The 19,657-nt window shown below is 75.2% G+C and carries 21 protein-coding genes; 6 read left to right on the top strand and 15 right to left on the bottom strand.

The window, feature by feature from the left end; genetic code table 11:
• Positions 1-24: 24 nt before the first annotated feature.
• From NMK34_RS11885 to NMK34_RS11860, 6 genes are all read right to left on the bottom strand, one after another.
• Positions 25-297 (bottom strand): DUF4235 domain-containing protein, encoded by a 273-nt coding sequence (locus NMK34_RS11885; RefSeq protein WP_318333423.1) that lies wholly within the window; start codon positions 295-297, stop codon positions 25-27.
• Complete coding sequence (locus tag NMK34_RS11880; RefSeq protein ID WP_013285415.1) at positions 294-635, bottom strand: DUF3618 domain-containing protein; 342 nt, start codon at positions 633-635, stop codon at positions 294-296. The genes NMK34_RS11885 and NMK34_RS11880 overlap by 4 nt, the downstream gene beginning before the upstream one ends.
• A complete protein-coding gene (locus NMK34_RS11875) occupies positions 632-1,066 on the bottom strand; it encodes a phage holin family protein (protein WP_013474843.1) in 435 nt (144 codons plus the stop codon). The genes NMK34_RS11880 and NMK34_RS11875 overlap by 4 nt, the downstream gene beginning before the upstream one ends.
• Before the next feature lie 240 nt (positions 1,067-1,306).
• Positions 1,307-2,503: a mechanosensitive ion channel family protein gene (locus NMK34_RS11870; RefSeq protein ID WP_318333422.1), complete on the bottom strand. Its 1,197-nt coding sequence runs from the start codon at positions 2,501-2,503 to the stop codon at positions 1,307-1,309.
• A gap of 75 nt (positions 2,504-2,578) precedes the next feature.
• On the bottom strand, positions 2,579-3,400 hold the full coding sequence (locus NMK34_RS11865) for a DUF1206 domain-containing protein (RefSeq protein ID WP_318333421.1): 822 nt from the start codon (positions 3,398-3,400) through the stop codon (positions 2,579-2,581).
• A gap of 65 nt (positions 3,401-3,465) precedes the next feature.
• A complete protein-coding gene (locus NMK34_RS11860; RefSeq protein ID WP_262012339.1) occupies positions 3,466-3,825 on the bottom strand; it encodes a hypothetical protein in 360 nt (119 codons plus the stop codon).
• Between the two features lie 99 nt (positions 3,826-3,924).
• Between NMK34_RS11860 and NMK34_RS11855 the strand changes: the two genes are divergently transcribed.
• Positions 3,925-5,151 (top strand): cysteine desulfurase-like protein, encoded by a 1,227-nt coding sequence (locus tag NMK34_RS11855; protein WP_318333420.1) that lies wholly within the window; start codon positions 3,925-3,927, stop codon positions 5,149-5,151.
• Positions 5,148-5,435, top strand: coding sequence for a GNAT family N-acetyltransferase (locus NMK34_RS11850; RefSeq protein WP_318333419.1), 288 nt, complete (start codon positions 5,148-5,150; stop codon positions 5,433-5,435). The genes NMK34_RS11855 and NMK34_RS11850 overlap by 4 nt, the downstream gene beginning before the upstream one ends.
• A 45-nt stretch (positions 5,436-5,480) precedes the next feature.
• Here the strand turns inward: NMK34_RS11850 and NMK34_RS11845 are convergent, their stop codons facing one another.
• A complete protein-coding gene (locus tag NMK34_RS11845; RefSeq protein WP_318333418.1) occupies positions 5,481-6,980 on the bottom strand; it encodes a glycoside hydrolase family 3 protein in 1,500 nt (499 codons plus the stop codon).
• Positions 6,981-7,119: 139 nt separating this feature from the next.
• Between NMK34_RS11845 and NMK34_RS11840 the strand changes: the two genes are divergently transcribed.
• From NMK34_RS11840 to NMK34_RS11825, 4 genes are all read left to right on the top strand, one after another.
• The gene (locus tag NMK34_RS11840) at positions 7,120-7,242 is read left to right on the top strand and encodes a hypothetical protein (protein ID WP_318333417.1); all 123 of its coding nucleotides are present in this window, start codon (positions 7,120-7,122) and stop codon (positions 7,240-7,242) included.
• 67 nt (positions 7,243-7,309) lie between these two features.
• A complete protein-coding gene (locus NMK34_RS11835) occupies positions 7,310-8,941 on the top strand; it encodes a RecQ family ATP-dependent DNA helicase (RefSeq protein WP_318333416.1) in 1,632 nt (543 codons plus the stop codon).
• A 63-nt stretch (positions 8,942-9,004) separates the two neighbouring features.
• Positions 9,005-9,508 (top strand): hypothetical protein, encoded by a 504-nt coding sequence (locus tag NMK34_RS11830; protein ID WP_135239346.1) that lies wholly within the window; start codon positions 9,005-9,007, stop codon positions 9,506-9,508.
• A 123-nt stretch (positions 9,509-9,631) separates the two neighbouring features.
• On the top strand, positions 9,632-10,675 hold the full coding sequence (locus NMK34_RS11825) for a helix-turn-helix domain-containing protein (protein ID WP_318333415.1): 1,044 nt from the start codon (positions 9,632-9,634) through the stop codon (positions 10,673-10,675).
• Between the two features lie 174 nt (positions 10,676-10,849).
• Here NMK34_RS11825 and NMK34_RS11820 read toward each other — a convergent pair whose 3' ends face one another.
• The 8 genes from NMK34_RS11820 to NMK34_RS11785 are packed head-to-tail and all read right to left on the bottom strand — an operon-like array spanning position 10,850 to position 19,552.
• Positions 10,850-11,839, bottom strand: a complete 990-nt coding sequence (locus NMK34_RS11820) for a DNA topoisomerase IB (RefSeq protein WP_318333414.1) — start codon at positions 11,837-11,839, stop codon at positions 10,850-10,852.
• The gene (locus tag NMK34_RS11815) at positions 11,823-12,782 is read right to left on the bottom strand and encodes a glycosyltransferase family 9 protein (protein ID WP_318333413.1); all 960 of its coding nucleotides are present in this window, start codon (positions 12,780-12,782) and stop codon (positions 11,823-11,825) included. The genes NMK34_RS11820 and NMK34_RS11815 overlap by 17 nt, the downstream gene beginning before the upstream one ends.
• Positions 12,779-13,480, bottom strand: a complete 702-nt coding sequence (locus NMK34_RS11810; protein WP_318333412.1) for an SDR family oxidoreductase — start codon at positions 13,478-13,480, stop codon at positions 12,779-12,781. Before NMK34_RS11810 ends, NMK34_RS11815 begins: the two co-directional genes overlap by 4 nt.
• A 55-nt stretch (positions 13,481-13,535) precedes the next feature.
• A complete protein-coding gene (locus NMK34_RS11805) occupies positions 13,536-15,026 on the bottom strand; it encodes a PfkB family carbohydrate kinase (protein WP_318333411.1) in 1,491 nt (496 codons plus the stop codon).
• Positions 15,023-15,715 (bottom strand): SIS domain-containing protein, encoded by a 693-nt coding sequence (locus NMK34_RS11800; RefSeq protein ID WP_318333410.1) that lies wholly within the window; start codon positions 15,713-15,715, stop codon positions 15,023-15,025. The genes NMK34_RS11805 and NMK34_RS11800 overlap by 4 nt, the downstream gene beginning before the upstream one ends.
• Complete coding sequence (locus NMK34_RS11795) at positions 15,715-16,932, bottom strand: glycosyltransferase (RefSeq protein ID WP_318333409.1); 1,218 nt, start codon at positions 16,930-16,932, stop codon at positions 15,715-15,717. The genes NMK34_RS11800 and NMK34_RS11795 overlap by 1 nt, the downstream gene beginning before the upstream one ends.
• Positions 16,917-17,891: a glycosyltransferase gene (locus NMK34_RS11790; protein WP_318333408.1), complete on the bottom strand. Its 975-nt coding sequence runs from the start codon at positions 17,889-17,891 to the stop codon at positions 16,917-16,919. Before NMK34_RS11790 ends, NMK34_RS11795 begins: the two co-directional genes overlap by 16 nt.
• A complete protein-coding gene (locus NMK34_RS11785; RefSeq protein WP_412098870.1) occupies positions 17,888-19,552 on the bottom strand; it encodes an HAD-IIIA family hydrolase in 1,665 nt (554 codons plus the stop codon). The genes NMK34_RS11790 and NMK34_RS11785 overlap by 4 nt, the downstream gene beginning before the upstream one ends.
• Positions 19,553-19,657: the final 105 nt, after the last annotated feature.

Raw genomic sequence — 19,657 nt, 5'->3', positions numbered from 1 at the left:
AAAGGGGCCTTTCCGGCCTTTTCGTCAGTCCGGCCAGCGACCGGTCAGCCGGCGTACACCCACCGCCCCACCCCGGTCGACGGCGGCCCGTACCACCGAGAAGATGGCCCCCTGCAGGGCCGCGGCGGCCAGCACCTCGCCCCAGCGGCGGTCCTCGTCGGTGGCGCTCGGCGCCTCGCCGTCGCCCGCCGTCACCTTCCAGACCTGGCGGAAGATCGCCCCGGCGACGGCACCCGCGGCCAGGCCGAGCAGCACCCCCACCGGCCGGTACGCCGCCTTGCCGATCTTCCCGCTCACCTGCGCCTCCCTCGGACGATCACCAGCACCACCGCGGTCACCAGCGCGCCGGCCGCGATGGCCGCCCACGGCAACGGGTTGCGCCCGACCGCCTCACCCTTCTCGTACGCCTGTGCCCGGACCAGCCGGGCCCGCTCCGCCGCCCGCCCGCGCACCCGCGCCGCGGTCAGCGACGCCTGCTCGCGCATCCGTGCCTTCGCCGCCTCGGCGGAGTGCCGCACCAGCGCCTTCGGATCGGCCCTGGCCGCGAGCAGCTCCATCGTCTCACCGAGCTCCACCCGGGTCCGGCGGATCTCCTCCCGGAGCGCCGCCACGTCCCCGGTCCCGTTACCGGTCATGCCCGCCTCCCGTCCTTCACCGCGGCGGTGACCGTGTCGACGTCCGCCCGAACGCTGCGGACCGCCGCCTCGGGCACCGGCGGGACGGCACGGCTGACCTGCTTCTTGCCCACCAGCGCCAGGATCCCGGCGAGCAGGAACAGCGCCACCGCCACGATCAGGGCGGCCAGCCACGCCGGCATGACAAGCGCCAGCAGCAGGATCACGGTGGCGACCAGGGCGCCGGCGCCGTAGAGCGCCATCACCCCGCCGCCGCCGAACAGACCGATCCCGATCCCGGCGTGCTTGCCCTTCTGGGTCAGCTCCGCGCGGGCCAGGGCCAGTTCGTCCCGCACCAGGCGGGTGACCTGCTCGGTGGCGCGCTGTACCAGTTCGGCGGTGGACGGCTCGCTCCCGGTCCGCGACGTGCTGCGACTCGCGACGTCAGCCATGCTGTCCTCCTTTCGTCATCACCGCGCTGTATGCCCGGAGTCGCCGCCCGTCAATCCTGCGCGGAGCAGCCGGTCCGCCCGGCCGCGTGCCGACGGAACCCGGTGCCGGGCACCGGATCCGGGGCGTGCGCACCACGTCCCCCGCAACCGCCCGGCCAAACCCGTCCGGCCGGAAAGCCGCCCGTACGCGCCGAACCCCCGGCGCCGTCGGCGGCCGGGGGTTCCGGTCGGGGTACGGGGTCAGCGACGCGCCTCGGCGTGCTCCTCCCGGCCCACGAACACCTCGCTGCGGGCCTCGCCGTCGTCGCTGCCGCCGAAGACACGCGCGTCGTCGGGCGCCTCGGTGTCCGACGGGCGGCGGACCGGGCGGCGCGGCTGCACCGCCTGCCAGGGCAGCGGGCCGGTGCCCTCGCCGACCTCGGCGCGCAGCCGGGGCAGGGCGGTCGGGCGCTGGTCGCGTACCCAGGTCACCAGGTGCTCGCGGACCAGGCACCGCAGATCCCACAGGCTGCCCGCGTCGGCGGCGCTGACCAGCGCGCGGACCTTGACCATGCCGCCGGTCGCGTCGGTCACCTGGAGCACGCAGACCCGGCCGTCCCACAGCTCGGTGCCCTCGCACAGGCGGCGCAGCTCCTCCCGCATCGCCTGCACCGGGACCGCCCAGTCCAGCTCGAACTCGGCGGTGCCGAGCACCGCCGCCTCGGTCCGGGTCCAGTTCTGGAACGGCCGGCTGGTGAAGTACGAGGTGGGCAGGATCAGCCGGCGGTCGTCCCAGATCTGCACCACCACGTAGCTGAGCGTCAGCTCCTCGATCCGGCCCCACTCCCCCTCGACCACCACCACGTCGTCCAGGCGTACCGCGTCGCTGAACGCGAGCTGGAGACCGGCGAAGACGTTGGCGAGCAGGCTCTGCGCGGCCAGCGCGGCGACCGCGGCGATCACACCGGCGGAGGTCAGCACACCGGCGCCGATCCCGCGTACGGCCGGGAACGTCATCAGCATCACACCGACCGTGAGGATCACGATCACCGCGATGGTGAGCCGGCGAAGGAGCACCACCTGGGTCCGCACCCGGCGGGCGTGCCTGTTGTTCGGCACGTCGACCCGGAACCGGGCCAGCGCGGTGTCCTCGGCCACCACCAGCAGCGAGGCCACCAGCCAGGCGGTGGCGGCGATCGTCGCGAGCACCAGCGTGTGCAGGACGAACTGCCGCCACGGGCTGCCGACCGCGTACGCGGTGGTGAACCGGACCGCGAACTGCACCGCGGCCACGGTGAGGGCGAGCTGGAACGCGCGGTGCGCGTGCTCGGTCAGCTCGGTCATCAGCAGCGAGCGGCGGCCGAGGCGGCGGATGACGCGGTGCACCACCTGGGCAAGCACCAACGCGATCGCCGCCGCGGCGAGCGCGGCGGCGACTGTCACGACGTAACTCTGCACGAACTCTCTCTCCCTCCGACGGGCGGAATCGGGCAAAGGCCCAATGGTGCCCGGCGGCCCGGGTATCGACCAGGATCAGACCTTGCGGTACCGGGACTGGAAGAAGCAGTAGACACCGAACGCGGCGATGCCGAGCGCCATGAGCGCCAGCAGCCACGGCCCGTACGACTGGTCGCGCAGCGTCCGCAGGGCGGCGTCCAGGCCACGCGCCTTCTCCGGGTCGTAGTTCACCGCGGCGACGACGACAAGCACGCCGGCGATGGCGAAGACGGCGCCCCGGGAGGCGTAGCCGGCCATGCCGAGACGACGGGTGAGCCGGCGGGTCTTCGGGCTCATCTCGCCGGTCTTGAGGTTGCGCTCGAACTTCTTCTTCAGGCCGTAGATCACCATGCCGATGCCGAGCCCGGCGAGCGCGAGGCCGGCCAGCCCGACCAGCCACCGGCCGCTGTCGGAGGCCATCAGCTTCTCGGAGAGCTGCTGCTGCTGGTCGGAGGCGTTGGAGCTGGCGTCCTGGACGACCTTGATCGCGGTCCAGCCCAGCCAGACGAACACGACGACCCGGACCGCCGAGGCGATCCGTTCGAACAGTCGTTCCTTGCCGGTCCTGGAGACGTGGCCGGAGATCGCCTCGAAGGCCTGCCAGATCGCCATGGCGAACAGGCCGACCGCCATCGCGATCAGGAGGAACTTCCCGAGCGGCTGTTCACCGAGGGTGCGCAGCGCGCCGTTCTGGTTGCCCTCCTCGCCCGACTTGCCGAAGGCGATCTGCAGCGCCAGCCAGGCGAGGAGCAGGTGCACGATTCCATATCCGATGAAGCCGCCACGGGTCAACAGTTCGAGCCACCGGCTGTTTCGAGCCTGGGCGGCGGTGGCTCCGGCGTTCCGGGTGAGAGACATGAGCCCTCAATCTCCCGGCGGGCGATTCTCCAAACGTCGCCGCCCGCCGGGACGGCCGAAACCGATCAGGCGCTCAGGTCGCGGGCGACCCGTACCACCACCTGCTGATCGTCGACGCTGTCCAGGCTGACCTGGAAGCCGGCGACCTCGGTGGCCTGCTGGCCCACGGTGAGCGAGAGCTGCTCCCCGGCGACCTCGACGGTCACCTGGTCGCCCTGGGCGCCGATCAGCTTCGCCTCGACACCGAGGATCCGGGCGCTGGCCTCCACGCCACGGTCGAAGGTGATCGTGCAGGCGTCCAGACCGCAGTCGGTCTCGGCGCCTTCGGAGCTGCATCCGGCGAGCAGTGCGGCGCCGAGGGCGAGACCGGCGAGCAGACCGGCGGCGCGACGGGCGGGGGCGGAGGTGGCGCGTCGGATCGTCACCCGTCCAAGGATAGGCGGCGAACGCCACACCGCCCTCGCGGGCGGGCGCGGGACCGCCACGCCGGGCGGGGCGTCCGGGGTGCGCGCTAGGGTGCCGGAATGGCTTTCGACGTCGCCCGGGTCCGGGCCGCCTACCCTGCCCTGACCGAGGGGTTCGCCCACTTCGACGGCGCCGGGGGCACCCAGACCGCCGCCGCCGTCGTCGAGGCGGTGGCCGGGGCGATGCGCGCCGCGACGGGCAACCGCAGCGCCGCCTTCCTGCCCGGCCGCCGGGCGCTGGACATGGTCGCCGGGGCGCGGGCGGCGCTCGCCGACCTGCTCGGCGCGCAGCCGTCGGGTGTGGTGCTCGGGCCGAGCGCGACAGCGCTGACGTACACGCTGGCCCGGACGCTCGGCGCCGGCTGGCGTCCGGGCGACGAGGTGGTCGTCTCCCGGCTGGACCACGACGCGAACGTGCGCCCGTGGGTGCAGGCCGCGCAGGCGTCCGGCGCCACGGTGCGCTGGGCCGAGTTCGACCCGGCGACCGGTGAGCTGCCCGCCGGTCAGTACGCCGACCTGGTCACCGAGCGGACCCGGCTGGTCGCGGTGACCGCCGGCAGCAACGCGATCGGCACCGTGCCGGACGTGGCGGCGATCGCCAAGACCGCGCACGCCGCCGGCGCGCTGGTGTGCGTGGACGGCGTGCACTCGGTGCCACACGGCCCGACCGACCTGGCCTCGCTCGGCGCGGACTTCCTGGTGACCAGCGCGTACAAGTGGTCCGGGCCGCACCTGGCGGCGATGGTCGCCGACCCGGCGCGGTGGGAGGCGCTGCGCCCGGCGAAGCTCGTGCCCTCCGCCGACGCGGTGCCGGACCGGTTCGAGTACGGCACGCCGAGTTTCCCGCTGCTGGCCGGCGTGACGGCCGCGGTGGACCACCTGGCCGGTCTGGACCCGGAGGCCACCGGCGACCGGCGGGAGCGGGTGCGCGCCGGGCTGGCCGCCGCGCAGGCGCACGAGGAGGCGGTCTTCGACCGGCTGCTCGCTGGGCTCGCCGACCGCCCGTCCGTGATCGTGTACGGCTCCCCCGCCCGGCGCTGCCCGACGGTGTCGTTCCGGGTGGCCGGAGCGACACCCGCGCAGACCGCGGCGGCGCTGGGCGAGGCCGGCCTGTGTCTGTCGCACGGCGACTACTACGCCTACGAGTACTTCGAGGGCATGGGCCTGCGGGGCAGCGGCGGGGCCGTGCGGGCGAGCGTCTACCACTACAACACCGTCGACGAGGTGGACCGGCTGCTGGCCGAACTGGACCGGCTGGCCGGGCCCGGAGGGAGAATGATCCGGTGAGCTTTCTGGTCGAGGAGAACACCGCCGAGCGCCGCTTCGAGATCCTGGTGGACGACGCGCTGGCCGGGTTCACCGCGTACACGCCCCGGGGCGAGACGCTCGTGTTCACGCACACCGAGGTCGACGACCGGTTCCAGGGTCAGGGCGTCGGGGCCGCGCTGGTCCGGGGCGCGCTGGACCAGGTCCGCGCCCGGGGCGGCCGGATCGTGCCGCAGTGCCCGTTCGTGGCCTCGTTCATCGAGCGCCACCCGGAGTACGCCGACCTGGTGGCCGGCAAGCAGTGAGGCCCGGCCCGGCCGGGGGACCTCCCCACCCGGCCGGACCGGGAGTCAGCGCGCCCCGGTCAGCACCTCGGCGGCGGCTCGCGCCGCGGCGGCGGTGGCGCCGTGGGTGGCCAGGTGCACCGCGCCGGTGACCAGCTCGGGCACGCCCAGCTCGACCACCACCGCGTCGGGGCGGGCGGCGAGCGCCCGGCGTACCGCGTCCCGCATCCAGTCGTGGCGGTGCAGGTCCCGCACCACGAGCACCAGCGGCCGGCCGGCGGGCGCCGCGCCCGGGTCGGCCGGGACGGCGTCGGCGGCGTAGCGGGCGGTGGTGGTGCCGGGCGCCAGGTGGGCCAGGGGCTCGGCGATGCCCCACGGCGTCTCCTCGCCGATGGCGATGTTGCGCGGCGGCGCGAACTCCACCACGTGCGCCGGACCGGTCAGCGGCAGCAGTGCGGCGTCGCCGGTGACCCGTACCGCGCGGCGGGCGGCGGTGAGCCCGATCGGTGAGCCGTCGGCCGACGGCGGGCCGGCGACCCGGCGGGCGCGGGCGGCGACGCTCCACGCCGCGAGCTGACCGACGCGCTTGGCCGCCTCGGCGAGCCGCTCCTCGGGCAGTTCCCCGCTGATGACCGCCGCCACGATCGCGTCGCGCAGCTCGCGGGCGTCGGCCTCGGTGGCCCGTTCCCCGCCCACGCAGATCGCGTCCGCGCCGGCCACGAGCGCGCGCACCGCGCCGCCGGTGAAGCCGTACCGGTCGGCCACCGCGCGCATCTCCACCGCGTCGGTGACCACCACGCCGCCGAAGCCCATCTCCTCGCGCAGCAGGCCGCCGAGCACGCGCGGGCTGAGCGTGGCGGGCAGTTCCGGGTCCAGCGCCGGCACCAGCAGGTGGCCGGTCATCACCGCCTGCGCCCCGGCGGCCACGGCGGCGCGGAACGGGGCCAGCTCGACCGCGTCGAGGCGGGCCCGGTCGCCGTCGATGCGGGGCAGGTCGTGGTGCGAGTCGACACGGGTGTCGCCGTGCCCGGGGAAGTGCTTGGCGCAGGCGGCGACGCCGCCGGCCTGGAGGCCGCGTACCCACGCGGCGGTGTGCCGGGCGACCAGGTCCGGGTCGGCGCCGAAGGAGCGCACCCCGATGACCGGGTTGGCCGGGTTGGAGTTGACGTCGGCGTCCGGGGCGTAGTCCAGCGTGACGCCGACGGCCGCGAGTTCGGCGCCGAGGTCGCGGGCGACCTCCTCGGTCAGCGCCGGGTCGTCGACTGCGCCGAGCGCGTAGTTGCCGGGACGGGAACTGCCCCGGGCGGACTCGATCCGGGTGACGTCGCCGGCCTCCTCGTCGATCGCCACGATGACGTCCGGCCGCTCGGCGCGCAGGTTCGCGGTGAGCGTGGCGACCTGCTCGTGGTCGACGACGTTGCGGGCGAACAGGACCACCGAGCCGAGGCCCTCGCCGAGCCAGCGGCACACCCACGGCGGCGGTGTGGTGCCGACGAACCCCGGTTGCAGGACGGCGGCGGCGAGCGCCGCCAGGTCTCCGGTCGATCCCTCGGTCCGCTCGCTCATGTGCTGTCGTACCCCCGTCTCCCCCACGGACCCGCCGGGGCCGGCGGGTGCTGACATGGTCACACCGCCCAGCTAAATAGTCAACAATCCTTACTGTTAGCCGCTGGCGCCCCCGGACCTCGCGTGGGAGAGTTCCCACATGTCCGTTCTGCCGCTCGCCGACGCCACCAGCGCCGCCGACATCCCCGGCGTACGCCTGCTCGGCCTGGTGGTCGGCGGCCTGTTCCTGCTGATCGCGATCCGGGCCATGTTCCGCCGCTGATCCGCGCCCGGCGGTGAGCGGCGGCGCCGGTTTCGCGCGGGATCGCCGGGGGTAGCTGAGGCGCTTGATGAAACTGACCACGCACTCCTCCAGCCTGCGCCGGGCGGCGCGGAACCTGTTCGGCTGGACCGCGCTGCGGCCCAACCAGCTCGCCGCCATGCGCGCCGTGATGAAGCGCCGCGACGCACTCGTGGTGCTGCCCACCGGCGCCGGCAAGTCGGCGATCTACCAGATCCCGGCGAGCCTGATCCCCGGCCCGACGGTGGTGATCTCCCCGCTGCTGGCGTTGCAGCAGGACCAGATCGCCGCGCTCAACGAACGGCAGCGCCCGGAGCTGCGCGCGGTACGGATCAGCTCGGACGAGAGCGCCGCCCAGCAGGCCGAGGCGATCGAGGACATCCGTGCCGGGCGCGCGGAGTTCCTGTTCATCACGCCGGAGGCGCTGAGCAACCCGGACCGCCTCGCCGAGGTCCGCGAGCTGAAGCCGGCGCTGGTGGCGATCGACGAGGCGCACTGCATCTCCGCGTGGGGCCACGACTTCCGGCCGGACTACCTGGCGCTCGGTCACCTGATCGACGGCCTCGGCCGCCCGCCGGTGGTGGCGCTCACCGCGACCGCCTCCCCGCCGGTACGCGACGACATCATCGCCCGGCTGCGGCTGCGTGAGCCGGAGGTGGTGGTCTCCGGGCTGGACCGGCCCAACCTCTTCCTGGAGGTGGCCCACTGCCCGACCGACGACTACCGGTGGCGGCGGCTGATCGCGCTGCTGCGCGACGACGAGCGGCCCGGCATCATCTACGTGCCCACCCGGCGGGCCGCCGAGGAGCTGGCCGAGCGGCTCACCGGCGCCGGTTTCCCGGCCGAGTTCTACCACGGCGGCATGCCCACCGCGGCCCGGCACGAGCTGCACGAGGCGTTCCTCGCCGACCGGGTGCCGATCATGGTGGCCACGTCGGCGTTCGGCATGGGCATCGACAAGCCGAACATCGCCTGGGTGGTGCACATGGCGCTGCCCGACTCCCCGGACAGCTACTTCCAGGAGATCGGCCGGGCCGGGCGCGACGGCTCGCCGGCCCGGGTGCTGCTGCTGTGGCGCGCCGAGGACGTCGGCCTCCAGCGCTACTTCAGCGGCGGCCTGCCGGACGAGAAGGAACTGACCGAGCTCGCGGCGGTACTGCGCGGCAAGGCCCGCAACCGCAAGGAGCTGCGCGAGCTGACCGGCCTCGGTCCGCACAAGATGGGGCAGTACCTGTCCCTGCTGGAGCAGGTCGGTGCCGCCGAGCCACGCGCCAGGCAGCGCATCGGCGCGCCCCGGTACGCCCCGGCGGCCGCCGAGTCGGGCCGGGCCGCGCTGGCCGAGGCGGAACGGCAGCAGACGGTGACCCGCTCGCGTACCGACATGATGCGCGCGTTCGCCGAGACCACCGGGTGCCGGGGCCAGGCCCTGCTGGCGTACTTCGGTGAGCAGATGAACGAGGTCTGCGGGCACTGCGACAACTGCCACGCGGGCACCAGCGTCGCCGCTGACGGCGCGGTCGGGCCGTTCCCGGTGCACAGCCAGGTACGCCACCCGGAGTGGGGCGCAGGCCTGGTGCTCAGCTACGAGGAGGACCGGATGACGGTGCTCTTCGACGAGGTGGGCTACAAGACGCTGTCCGTGCGCGTGGTGTCCGAACAGGGCCTGCTGGAGCTGGACTAGCCTGACCCGGGCGCCGCGGGGGCGCCCGTCGACAACGACGACCACGGCGAAAGGGGCCTGATCGTGATCGAGCAGCCGGCGTACACCCGGTTCGGCGTCTCCGACGAGGAGTGGGGGCTGCTGGTGGGGCTGCCGCAGTCGGTCCTCACCGCGGCGGCCGCCGCCGAGTCCGACGGCACCCGCCGCACCATGGCGGAGAACGCCGCCGGGCTGGAGACCATCGCCGCCGGCCGCGAGTCGGCCAGCCCGCTGGTCGCCGCGGTGGCCGGTGAGGTCGTCGACCGGGTGGGCGACCCGGAGACCGGCGCGGAACTGCCGGTGATCACGCCGCAGGACCCGAAGGCGATGATCGAGGACGTGCTGGCCCGGGCCGGGCAGGCGTCCGCGCTGCTCACCGCGCGGGTGGACGAGGGGCAGGCCGGGGCGTACCGGCACTGGCTGGTGGAGATCGCCGAGCAGGTGGTGGGCGCGGCCTCCACCGGCGGCATCCTGGGCCTGGGCGGCGACGCGGTGACCGATTCCGAGCGCCGCTTCCGGGACCGGCTGTCCCAGGTGCTGAACGACTGAACGGACTCCTAACAGGAGATCCGCAGATCCGTCAATGACGGACGTCACGCCCCACGGGTGTCGCTTTTCGGCCCCGTGGGGCGTCCTGCTTAGAGCAGGAGTGGTGAGCCACGGGGGTCGTTGATGGACGGGAAGCTGCGACGTCAGGTGTTCGACACGGAGGCGCTGCCGCCGCCGGAGCGGTTCGGCATGTGGCTGGACATGATGGCGGGCACGCCGACACCGCTGCGGGTGCACAGCGCGCACGCCGACGACTTCGTCGCCCGGGCCGAGTTCATCGACCTGGGCCGGATGCAGCTCATCCGCTACCGCTACCCGTCGGTGGACTGCGTGCGCACCTCGAAGCTGATCCAGCGTTCCGACCCCGACTACTACCTGCTGGCGCTGACGCTCACCGGGACCAGCCAGGCCGACCAGGCGGGGCAGCGCGCCTGCTGCCGCCCCGGCGACCTCACCTTCTACGACTGCTCCCGCCCGCACGAGGTCAGCCACCACGCCGACACCGCCGGGCCCGCGTACGCCCGCTCGATCGTGGCGCTGATGCCGTACGACGCGCTGCCGTTGCCGCCCCGCCGGCTCGCTCCGCTGTTCGCCGGCCGGATGTCCGGCTCCGAGGGCGTCGGCGGGCTGGTCGCCGACTTCCTCATCCGGATCACCGCCCACCCCGAGCAGTACCACGCAGCCGACGCGGAGCGGCTCGGCGCCGTCGGGCTCGACCTGATCGCCACGCTGCTCGGCCGCAACCTGGTGTCCGAGGACGAGGTGCCCACCGAGGTCCGGCGCCGCGCCCTCCAGGCCCAGGTGCGCGCGTACGTGCGCCAGCACCTCGGTGACGCCTCGCTCGATCCGGGCGCGATCGCCGACGCGCACCACATCTCGGTGCGCTCGCTGCACCGGCTCTTCGAGGACGAGGAGACCACTGTGGCCGCGTACATCAGGGACGAGCGACTGGCCCGGTGCCGCCGCGACCTGGCCGACCCGGCGCTGAGCGACCGCTCGATCCAGGTCATCGCCGCCCGCTGGGGTTTCCGCGACAAGGCGCACTTCAGCCGGGTCTTCCGAGCCGCGCAGGGCGAGACACCGCAGGCGTTCCGGGCCCGTCACCTGGAACCGGCACGGATCGTCAACAGCGAGGCATCCGCCGTCAACCTGTCCCGTACATACTGAAACCTGGGCTACCGCTCGCGGTGAGCCCACGGATATCGGGGGGCCGGGCGTGGCGCCCGCGGCGGTCCCGGCCGCGGGCGGCCCCGCCCGGTGATGCTTCCCCGGGACCGCACCGGCGGCCGAGTCTTCCGGCCCCGTCGCGCTTCCCCCAGGACCGACGGGGCCGGTCGGCGGTCAGCCGGCCTCCTCCTCCAGCAGCGCCAGCACCGACTTCTCCACCGCGTCGCGCGGCATCTCCGGCTGCACCGGTGCCAGCACCCCCTCGTGGTAGAGGTCGACCACGCGCGGGTCCACGTACGAGGTGCGGGCCACCGTCGGAGTGTTGCCGAGCAGCTCGGCCACCGAGCGCATCACCCCGGCCACGGCACGCCTGCGGGCGGTGGCGGACCGCTGCGGGCCCACGGTGGCCAGTTCGGCGGCGGCCAGCACCGTCGCGTGCCAGGTACGGAAGTCCTTCGCGGTCATCTCGCCGCCACTGGCGTCGCGCAGGTAGTCGTTCACCTCGTCGCTGCGCACGTCGCGCCAGGAGCGGCCGTCCCAGTAGCCGAACAGCCGCTCCTGGGCGCGTCGGCGGCGGCGCAGGTTGAGCAGCACCCGGCACAGTTCGGCGTCCTCGATCCGGCGGACCTGGTCGATGCCGCCCTTGGCCGGGAACTCGAACACCACGCACCCGCCCCGGGAGCGGGCGTGCTCGGGCCGCAGCGTGGCCACCCCGAACGTCGGGTCGTCCCCGGTGGCGTACTGGTCGCTGCCGACCCGGAACGCGCCCATGTCGAGCAGCCGGGCGACGGTGGCGAGCACCCGCTCCCGGCGCAGGCCGCGCAGCGCCAGGTCGTGCGTGACCCGGTCGCGTAGCGCGGGCAGCCGGTGCGCCACCTCCAGCACGTGGTCGAACTTGGCCTCGTCGCGCTTGCGCCGCCAGCCCGGGTGGTAGAGGTACTGCTTGCGACCCGCCGCGTCGATGCCGGTGGCCTGGATGTGGCCGTTCGGGTACGGCGAGATCCACACGTCCTGCCAGGCGGGCGGGATCACCAGCTCGCGCAGCCGGGTCAGCTCCCCAGCGTCGCGTACCGGCTCACCGGCCGGGTCGAGGAACAGCCAGCCCTTGCCGCGGCGCCGGCGCGCGTACCCCGGCCGGCCCGGATCGCTACGCCGCAACCGCACCGGAGACCCGTTCCACGTCGGCCACCGCAGCCACCACCTCGTCGATCCCGATGGCATCCAATGTCGGGTGGGTTCCTACCCGGCCCGACCCGGTCGAATCCGGGTTGACGGGCGTGGGCTCGATCGCACCCAGAGCCCGGTGCCGGGGCCGGTCCGGCGGTGGGCCCCAGTGTGCCGCCGGCACCGGTCCGAACAGCACCACCGAGGCGGTGCCGTAGCCGGTGGCGAGGTGCGCCACGCCGGTGTCCCCGCTGACCACCAGCCGCGCGCCCGCGACGAGCGCGGCCATCTCGGCCAGTCCGGTCCGGCCGGCCAGCACCGCCCGCGGCGGCAGCCCGGCGTCGCGGGCGACCCGCTCGGCCAGCGTCCGCTCGTCCGGCGAGCCGGTCACCACCACCCGGTGCCCGCGCGCGGCCAGCTCCCGGGCCAGCCCGGCGAACCGGTCCGCCGGCCAGCGCTTCGCCGGGATCTTGCCGCCCGGGTGCAGCAGCGTCACCCCGGCCGGTACGCCGGTCGCCGCCGGGCGTCGCAGCGCCAGGTCCGCCGGATCGGCCGGCAGCCCGTACGCGTGCAGCAGCCGGCACCAGCGGCGGACCTCGTGCTCGTCGTCGTCCCAGGCCGGGCCGTCCGGGTGCCCGGCGCCCGGGTTGCGGTAGGCCAGCACGCGGCCGGGGCGGACGGCGGCCAGCGCCCGGTGCGACCGCGGCCCCCGGCCGTGCAGGTTGACCGCCACCTCCGGCGGCGGTCCGGTCCACCCGATCCGGTCCGGCCCGGTGGTGGGCAGCACCCGGTCGACCGCCCCGGTCAGCTCCGCCAGCGGCGCCAGCCAGGCCGGCGCGGCGAGCACCAGTTCCCGGCCCGGCAGGCCGGCGCGCAGGCCACGCAGCGCCGGCACGGCGGTCGCCAGGTCACCGACCCCGAGCGCGCGCAGCACCAGGATCACGGGTACGAGGACTCCTGCGCGGCGCAGACCACCATCTCGCGTACCGCGCAGCCGGCCGGCTGGGACAGCGCGAACATGACCGCGGCGGCGGTGTCGGCGGGCTCGTTGAGCACCGCGTCCGGGCCGGGGCGGTACTGCGCGTCGCGCTCGTCGAAGAACGCGGTCCGCATCCCGCCCGGGATCAGCAGCGTCACGCCGACCGCACCGGCGAGTTCGGCGGCGAGCGCCCGGGTGAAGCCGACCACCCCGAACTTCGCCGCGCAGTACGCGGTCGCGTCGCTGACCGCCTTCACGCCCAGCGTGGAGGCGACGGTGACGATGCTGCCCCGGGACGCCTCCAGCCAGGGCAGCGCGGCCCGGATCACCGCGGCCGTGGCGAGCAGGTCGACGGTGACGATCCGTTCCCACGTCTCGGCCGGGATGTCGGCGAGCCTCCCGGGCACGTCCATCCCGGCGGCGGTGACCACGGCGTCCAGCCCGCCGGAGCGTTCCGCGAGGTCGCGGGTGGCGGCCTCGGCGGCGCGGGTGTCGGCCAGGTCGCACTCGACCCACGGCACCCCGTCGGCGGGGCGCTGCCGGTCCAGCACCAGCGGGCGTCCCCCGGCGCGGGCCACCGCGGCGACCACCGCCGCGCCGAGCCCGCTGGAGCCGCCGGTGACCAGGACGGTCGGCCCGGCTCCGGGCGCGCCGGCGCTCACGCCGCCACCGTCGGACCGGCTGGCGCGACCACGCCGGGTCGGATGCGTCGCTCGTTCATCGTGCTCCCTTCGCCGTGGACCGGACCTGCGCGACGGCCTCGGCCGGGTCGACCGGCGCGGCCGGCCAGCCGCCGCTGCCCCGCCCGGCCCGCGCCGCCGCGATCATGTCGGTGGTCGAGCGCCCGTCGAGGTACGGCACGACCACGGTGTGGCCGCCCCAGCGGGCCAGGATCTCCGTCTCGGGCAGCGTCTCCGGGCCGCCGCCGCTGGCATAGTCGCCGCCCTTGACCCAGATGTCCGGGCGCAGCCAGGACAGCGTCGCCTCCGGGGTCGGCTCGTCGAAGATCAGCACCGCGTCGACGCAGCCGAGCGCGGCGAGCAGCCGTCCCCGGTCGCCCTGCGGCACGACCGGGCGCTCCGGGCCCTTGAGCCCGGCGACGCTGGCGTCGGAGTTGAGGCAGACCACCAGGCAGTCGCCGAGTTGCCGGGCCGCCTGGAGCGTCGCCACGTGCCCGGCGTGCAGCAGGTCGAAGCAGCCGCCGGTGGCGACGACGGTGCCGCCGGCCGCGCGTACCCGGGCCACCACCTCGCCGGCCGCCCCGGCACCGATCCGGTCCCCGCCGCCGGTGACCACCTCCGGGGCCACCGCGCGCACCGGCGCGGGCAGCGCGGCCGCGACGCCGCCGTCGGCCACGTACGCGGACGCCTCGGCGACCGCCTCCTGCACCGCCTCGGACACCAGCGCCCCCCGGGCCAGGGCGAGGGTCGCGGTGGACGCGAACCTGTCGCCCGCCCCGCAGGTGTCCCCCTCGGCGGGCGGCGCCGGCACCACAAGGGGCGTGGATCCGGCGTGGCTGAGCAGCGCGCCGTCCCCGCCGAGCGTCACCGCGACCGCGCGCGCCTGCCAGCGGCGGCGCAACGCGTGCGCGCTGCGGGACGCGACGGCCAGGCGGGAACCACCCGGCGGCGTCTTTGCCAGCTCGCGGGCCTCCGGCTCGTTCGGGGTCGCCAGGTGCACACCGGGTACGGCGGCCGGTCCACGCGGATGCGGGTCCCAGACCACAGGCGCCCGGGTGGCGGTCAGCGCGGCGCGCAGCACCGGATGAGCCGCCACGCCCCGGCCGTAGTCGCTGACCAGCACGGCGGACGCGCCGGCGATCAGCCGCAGCACGGCGTCGCTGGGCGGACCCGGGGTACCGGCGCTCCCGCCCCGGTCGTGGCGCAGCAGCACCCGCCCGCGCGCCCGCAGCCGGATCTTCTCCGGAGTGGCGCCGGCCAGCGGAAGCGCGTACAACCGGACCCCGGCGGCGGCGAGCAGCGTACCCAGCCGGGCCCCGCCCGCGTCGTCGGCGACGGCGGTGACCAGCGCGACCTCGGCGCCCTGCGCGGCGGCGAAGACGGCGGCCAGCCCGGCACCGCCGGGCCGGTCGGCGGAGACGGTCTCGTCCAGCACCGGCACCGGGGAGTCCGGGCAGAGCCGGTTCACCAGACCTTCGACGTCGCGGTCCAGCAGCGTGTCACCGAGCACCACCACCGGTCCCCTCATGCCGCGCCTCCCCGTCCGGCCGGCGCCGTCGGGTCCGGCTCGCCGACGACGACCTCGACGCCGGCGCGTACCGGCCCGGCCGCGGGCCGGGCGGCGAGCGCGGCGGGCAGCGCCAGCTCGACGTACTCGCAGAGCACGTGCGAGGCCACCAGGTGCAGTTCCTGCACCACCTGCCCGTCCGGCGAGTCGATCGCCAGGTACTCGTGGCAGAGGTCGGCGAGGGGGTTGGGTGCGGGTCCGGTGAAGGCCCAGCAGCGCATGCCGGTCTGGTGGGCGGCGTGGGCGGCGGTGAGGAGGTTGGTACTGGTGCCGCTGGTGGTCATGAGCAGGAGGTGGTCGTGGGGCCGGCCGTGGGCGCGGACCTGCCGGGCGAAGGTCTCGTCGTATCCGTAGTCGTTGGCGATGGCGGTGACGGCGCTGGTCTCGGCGTGCAGGGCGATGGCGGAGAGGGGTTGGCGGTCGTGGCGGAGTTTGCCGACGAGTTCGGCGGTGAGGTGCTGGGCTTCGGCGGCGCTGCCGCCGTTACCGGCCACCAGCAGGCGGCCACCGGCGGCGAGCCGCTGCGCCAGTTCCTCACCCCAGCGGGCCAGCATCTGTTCCGCCTCCCGCAGCGGCAGCAGCGCGGCTGCCAGCAGGCTCAGGTGGTCCTCCAGCACGGTCGCGCCGGCGGCCGGCGTCCCGGCCGTCATCAGGCGACCACCCGGGTCGGGCGGCGCACGGTGGCCACCTCTCCGTACAGCTCGGTGAGGCGGTCCGCGGTGGTGGCCCAGGAGTAGCGGGTGCGGGCCCGCTCCAGCGCGGCGGTGGCGTACGCGAAGCGGCGGATCCGGTCGCCGAGCAGGCCCCGGAGCGCCGCGCCGAGGGCGGCCGGCTCCCGGGGCGGCACCAGGTCGCCGGTGCGTCCGGCCACCACCGTGTCGATCAGCCCGCCGACGGCGGTCGCGACCACCGGTACGCCGCAGGCCATCGCCTCCAGCGGGGTGAGCCCGAACGGCTCGTACCAGGGTGCGGCCACGAGCACGTCGGCCGACCGGTACCAGCGGCCCATCTCCTCCCGGGGGACCGCGCCGACCAGCCGGACCCGGTCGGCGACGCCGAGCGAGTGGGCAAGTGCGCGAAGGCGCAGCGCGTACGGGTCGGTCTCCAGCAGTCCGGCCGGTGGCCCGCCGACGACGACGCACTCGGCGTCCGGCACCTCGGCGACGGCCCGGATGACGTCCTGGAAGCCCTTGCGTTCGACCAGCCGGCCGACGGTGAGGATGCGGGCCCGGCCGCCGTCGCGGTCGGCGACCGGGCCGAGCGGGGAGAACGTCGTGAGGTTCACCCCCGACGGCACCACTGTCATCCGGGACCGGGGCACGCCCATCCGGACCAGTTCGGCGACCTCGTCCTGGCACTGGGCGACCACCCGGTCCACCGAGCGGCCCAGCTTCCGCTCGTGCTCGACGCGGCCCGGCGGGCTGGTGTCCTGCACGCCCTGGTGGCGGCGCTTGACGGTGCCGAGCGCGTGGTACGTCTGCACCATCGGCACGCCCGCGCGGCGGGCCGCGGCGAGACCCGCGAGCCCGCTCATCCAGAAGTGCGCGTGCACCACCTCGGGCTGCCAGTCGCCGGTGCGCCACCGGTCGGCAAGCCACTGCCCGAACGACGGCATGTACGGCAGCAGGTCGTCCTTGGCCACCGGTTCGGCCGGCCCGGCCGGTACGTGCACCACCTCGTACCCGTCCGGGGTGCGGACGCTCACCGGCAGGTCCACCGCGTCGAGCCGGGTGTAGACGCGCACGTCGTGACCGGCGGCCGCGAGCGCGGCGGAGAGCTCCGCGACATGCGTGTTCTGGCCACCGGCGTCCTCCCCGCCGAGGACGGCGAGCGGGCTGGCATGCTCCGAGATCATCGCGATGCGCATACTTCCTCCTCCAGCAGCCGGTCCCAGTCGGCGAGGAATCGATCCAGGCCGTAGCGGTCCCGGGCGGCGGCCCGGGCCACGGCGCCCGCCCGGCGGGCGGACTCCCTGTCGTCCAGCAGGCCACGGGCGGCGTCGACGAGCGTGTCGACGCGGGTGGACAGCGCGCCCGCGGCCGGTGGCACCGCCTCCACCGCCTCGGTGGTCGCCAGTGCAACCACGGGCATGCCCATGGTCATGGCCTCGATGAGGCTGAGGCCGAGTGAGGTCCAGCGGCACAGGTGCAGGTACGCACGCCGTTTGGCGAGCTCGGCGTGCATGGCGTGCTGGGGTACGTCGTCGTGGCTGGTCAGCCTGTCCTCGGGCAGACCGAGGTGGGCGGCCAGACCGTCCACCTTCATCCCGTAGACGTCCAGCGGCGCCAGCGCGGCGAACCGGGCGAGCAGGTCGGTGCCGGTGACCCGCCAGCGGCGTACCGGCTCGTTGATGACCACGGCGAGGCGGTCGAGTTCCCCGGTCCACTCGACGGCCGGCGGTACGACGCCGTGGTCGACGACTGTGGTGCGGGTGCCGCCGTTGTCCCAGAACAGCTCGTTGAACGCGGTGACGTGGGTGAGCAGCAGGTCGTCGCGGCCGGCCATCGGGTGCCGGGTGTTCGGCACGTCGCCTTTCGGGGTGTTGTGCTCGACGTAGATGGCCGGCACGTCCCGCCCGGGCCGGCGGCCGAGCCACTCGGCGGCCAGGTCGAGTTCCTCCGGGCGTTGCAGGATCACCAGGTCGACGTCGGTGTCGCGCAGCTCGTCGGGAGTGACCTCGACGGCGCTGTCCGGCCACGGGTAGGTACGCGCCCGGCCCAGCCCGTACGGCCCCCGATCAGGGGTGACCGGCACCAGGTAGCGGTGCTTGCCGTGCACGAAGGAGGTCGTCCACGACCCGTGGACGTGCCACAGCAGGATGTTCATCCGGCCACCCCGCCCGCCACCGGCGCCGGCACGCCGAGCAGCCGCAACGCCTCCAGCACCCGTCCCGGCTCGACAGCCGACAGGCACGGGTGCCCGGGCACCGGGCAGATGGTGGCACGGGTGTCCCGGCACGCCGCCCCCGCGTCGCCGAGCCGCACCGTCGGCACCCGGTACGGCCCCCACTGCCCGAACGGCACCGTCGGGGCGAACAGGCTCACCACCGGCACGCCGAGCGCGGCGGCGAGGTGCGCCGGTCCGGTGTTGCCCACCACCAGCGCGGCGGCTCCGGCGATCACCGCCGCCAGGTCGTCCAGCCCGGTCCGCCCGCCCAGGTCCACGCCGCCCGCCGCGGCGACGCGCGCGGTCAGCTCCCGCTCGTCCGGCCCGCCGGTGACGACGACCCGGTAACCGGCCGCGCCGAGCACCCGGACCACGCGGGTGGCCAGCTCCTCCGGGCAGGCGCGGGTCTCCACCGACGAGCCGGGGTGCAGGACCACGTAGCCGGGCTCGCCGGCTTCCGCCGCGCGCGGCGGAAGCCGGTCGGTGCGGATGCGCAGCGCCGGTTCGTCGTGGCCGGGCAGCGCGAAGCCGGCGGCGACCGCGAGCGACAGGGCACGTTCCGGTTCGGGTACGCCCGCCGGAACGCGGTGGCGGACGTCGAGCAGGCTGCCCGGGTAGTCGTCGCTGATCGCGCTGATCCGCGGTATCCCGGCCATGCGCAGCAGCAGGGCGAGGGGCAGGGCGGACTGGTGGAAGGAGGTGAACACGACGGCCTCGTCGGCGCGTACCTCCGAGAGCCGGTCGGTGAGCGCGCGCACGGCGCCGGGGTCGACGGGCGGGGCGGGCGCGTCGATCCACGGCAGCGGCGCCTCGATGATCTCGTCCACCCCCGGGAGCAGTTCGGCGGCGGTCCGGCCGCGCGGCCCGCACAGCAGCACCACCCGTTCCGCTCCGGCCGCTACCGCCCGGATGCCCGGACCGGTCACCAGCACGTCGCCCGCCGCGTCGCTGCGGACCACCAGCACTGTCCCGCGACGCGACCGGCGCGCGGGGTGCGGCGCGGCCGTCAGACGCATCCGGGCCAGCACGATGCCCACCGCGTCCGGCAGGTCGGCGGCGACAGTGGGCGCGGCGGCCACCTCGGCGGCCCGGGTCGCGGGGGTGGGCACCATGATCGCGGCGGCGCCGGCAGCCGCTGCGGCTGCGGTGTCCGCGCCGATGTCGCCGATCAGCACGCACCGGGTGGGCGTGGTGCCGAGCGCGCGGGCCGCCTCGTGGACGAGGCCGGACGCGGGTTTGCGGCAGGCGCACCCGTCGGCTTCCGCGTGCGGGCAGATCACCCAGTGGTCGAAGGGCCCGAGCAGCTCCTCCACGCGGTTGTTGACCAGGCGCAGGTCGTGCGCGGTGAAGTATCCCCGGGCCAGGCCGGACTGGTTGGTGACCACGGCCAGCCGCAACCCGGCCGCCCGCAACCGGTCCAGCGCCTCCCGGGCGCCGGGCACCGGCCGTACCTTCTCCGGGTCGCCGTTGTACGGCACGTCCTCCACGAGCGTGCCGTCCCGGTCCAGCAGGACCGCGTCGTACAGGCCGGACGGGAACCGGTCAGCACCCGGGTCAACCCGGGCTGACCTGCACTGATCCCGCTCCTGGTCCCGTCGCACGGGCGGCGGGTTCCCGAGGCCCCGAGGAGTAAACGTCGGTGTCGGCGCCAGGCCGCCCCGCCGGTGCCGCACAGCCGGGTGCACGACTGCCACGACCGGCCCGGT

Source organism: Micromonospora sp. BRA006-A, from assembly GCF_033433935.1.
GTDB lineage: Bacteria > Actinomycetota > Actinomycetes > Mycobacteriales > Micromonosporaceae > Micromonospora > Micromonospora aurantiaca.
This window is presented reverse-complemented; position numbering and strand designations above follow the sequence as displayed.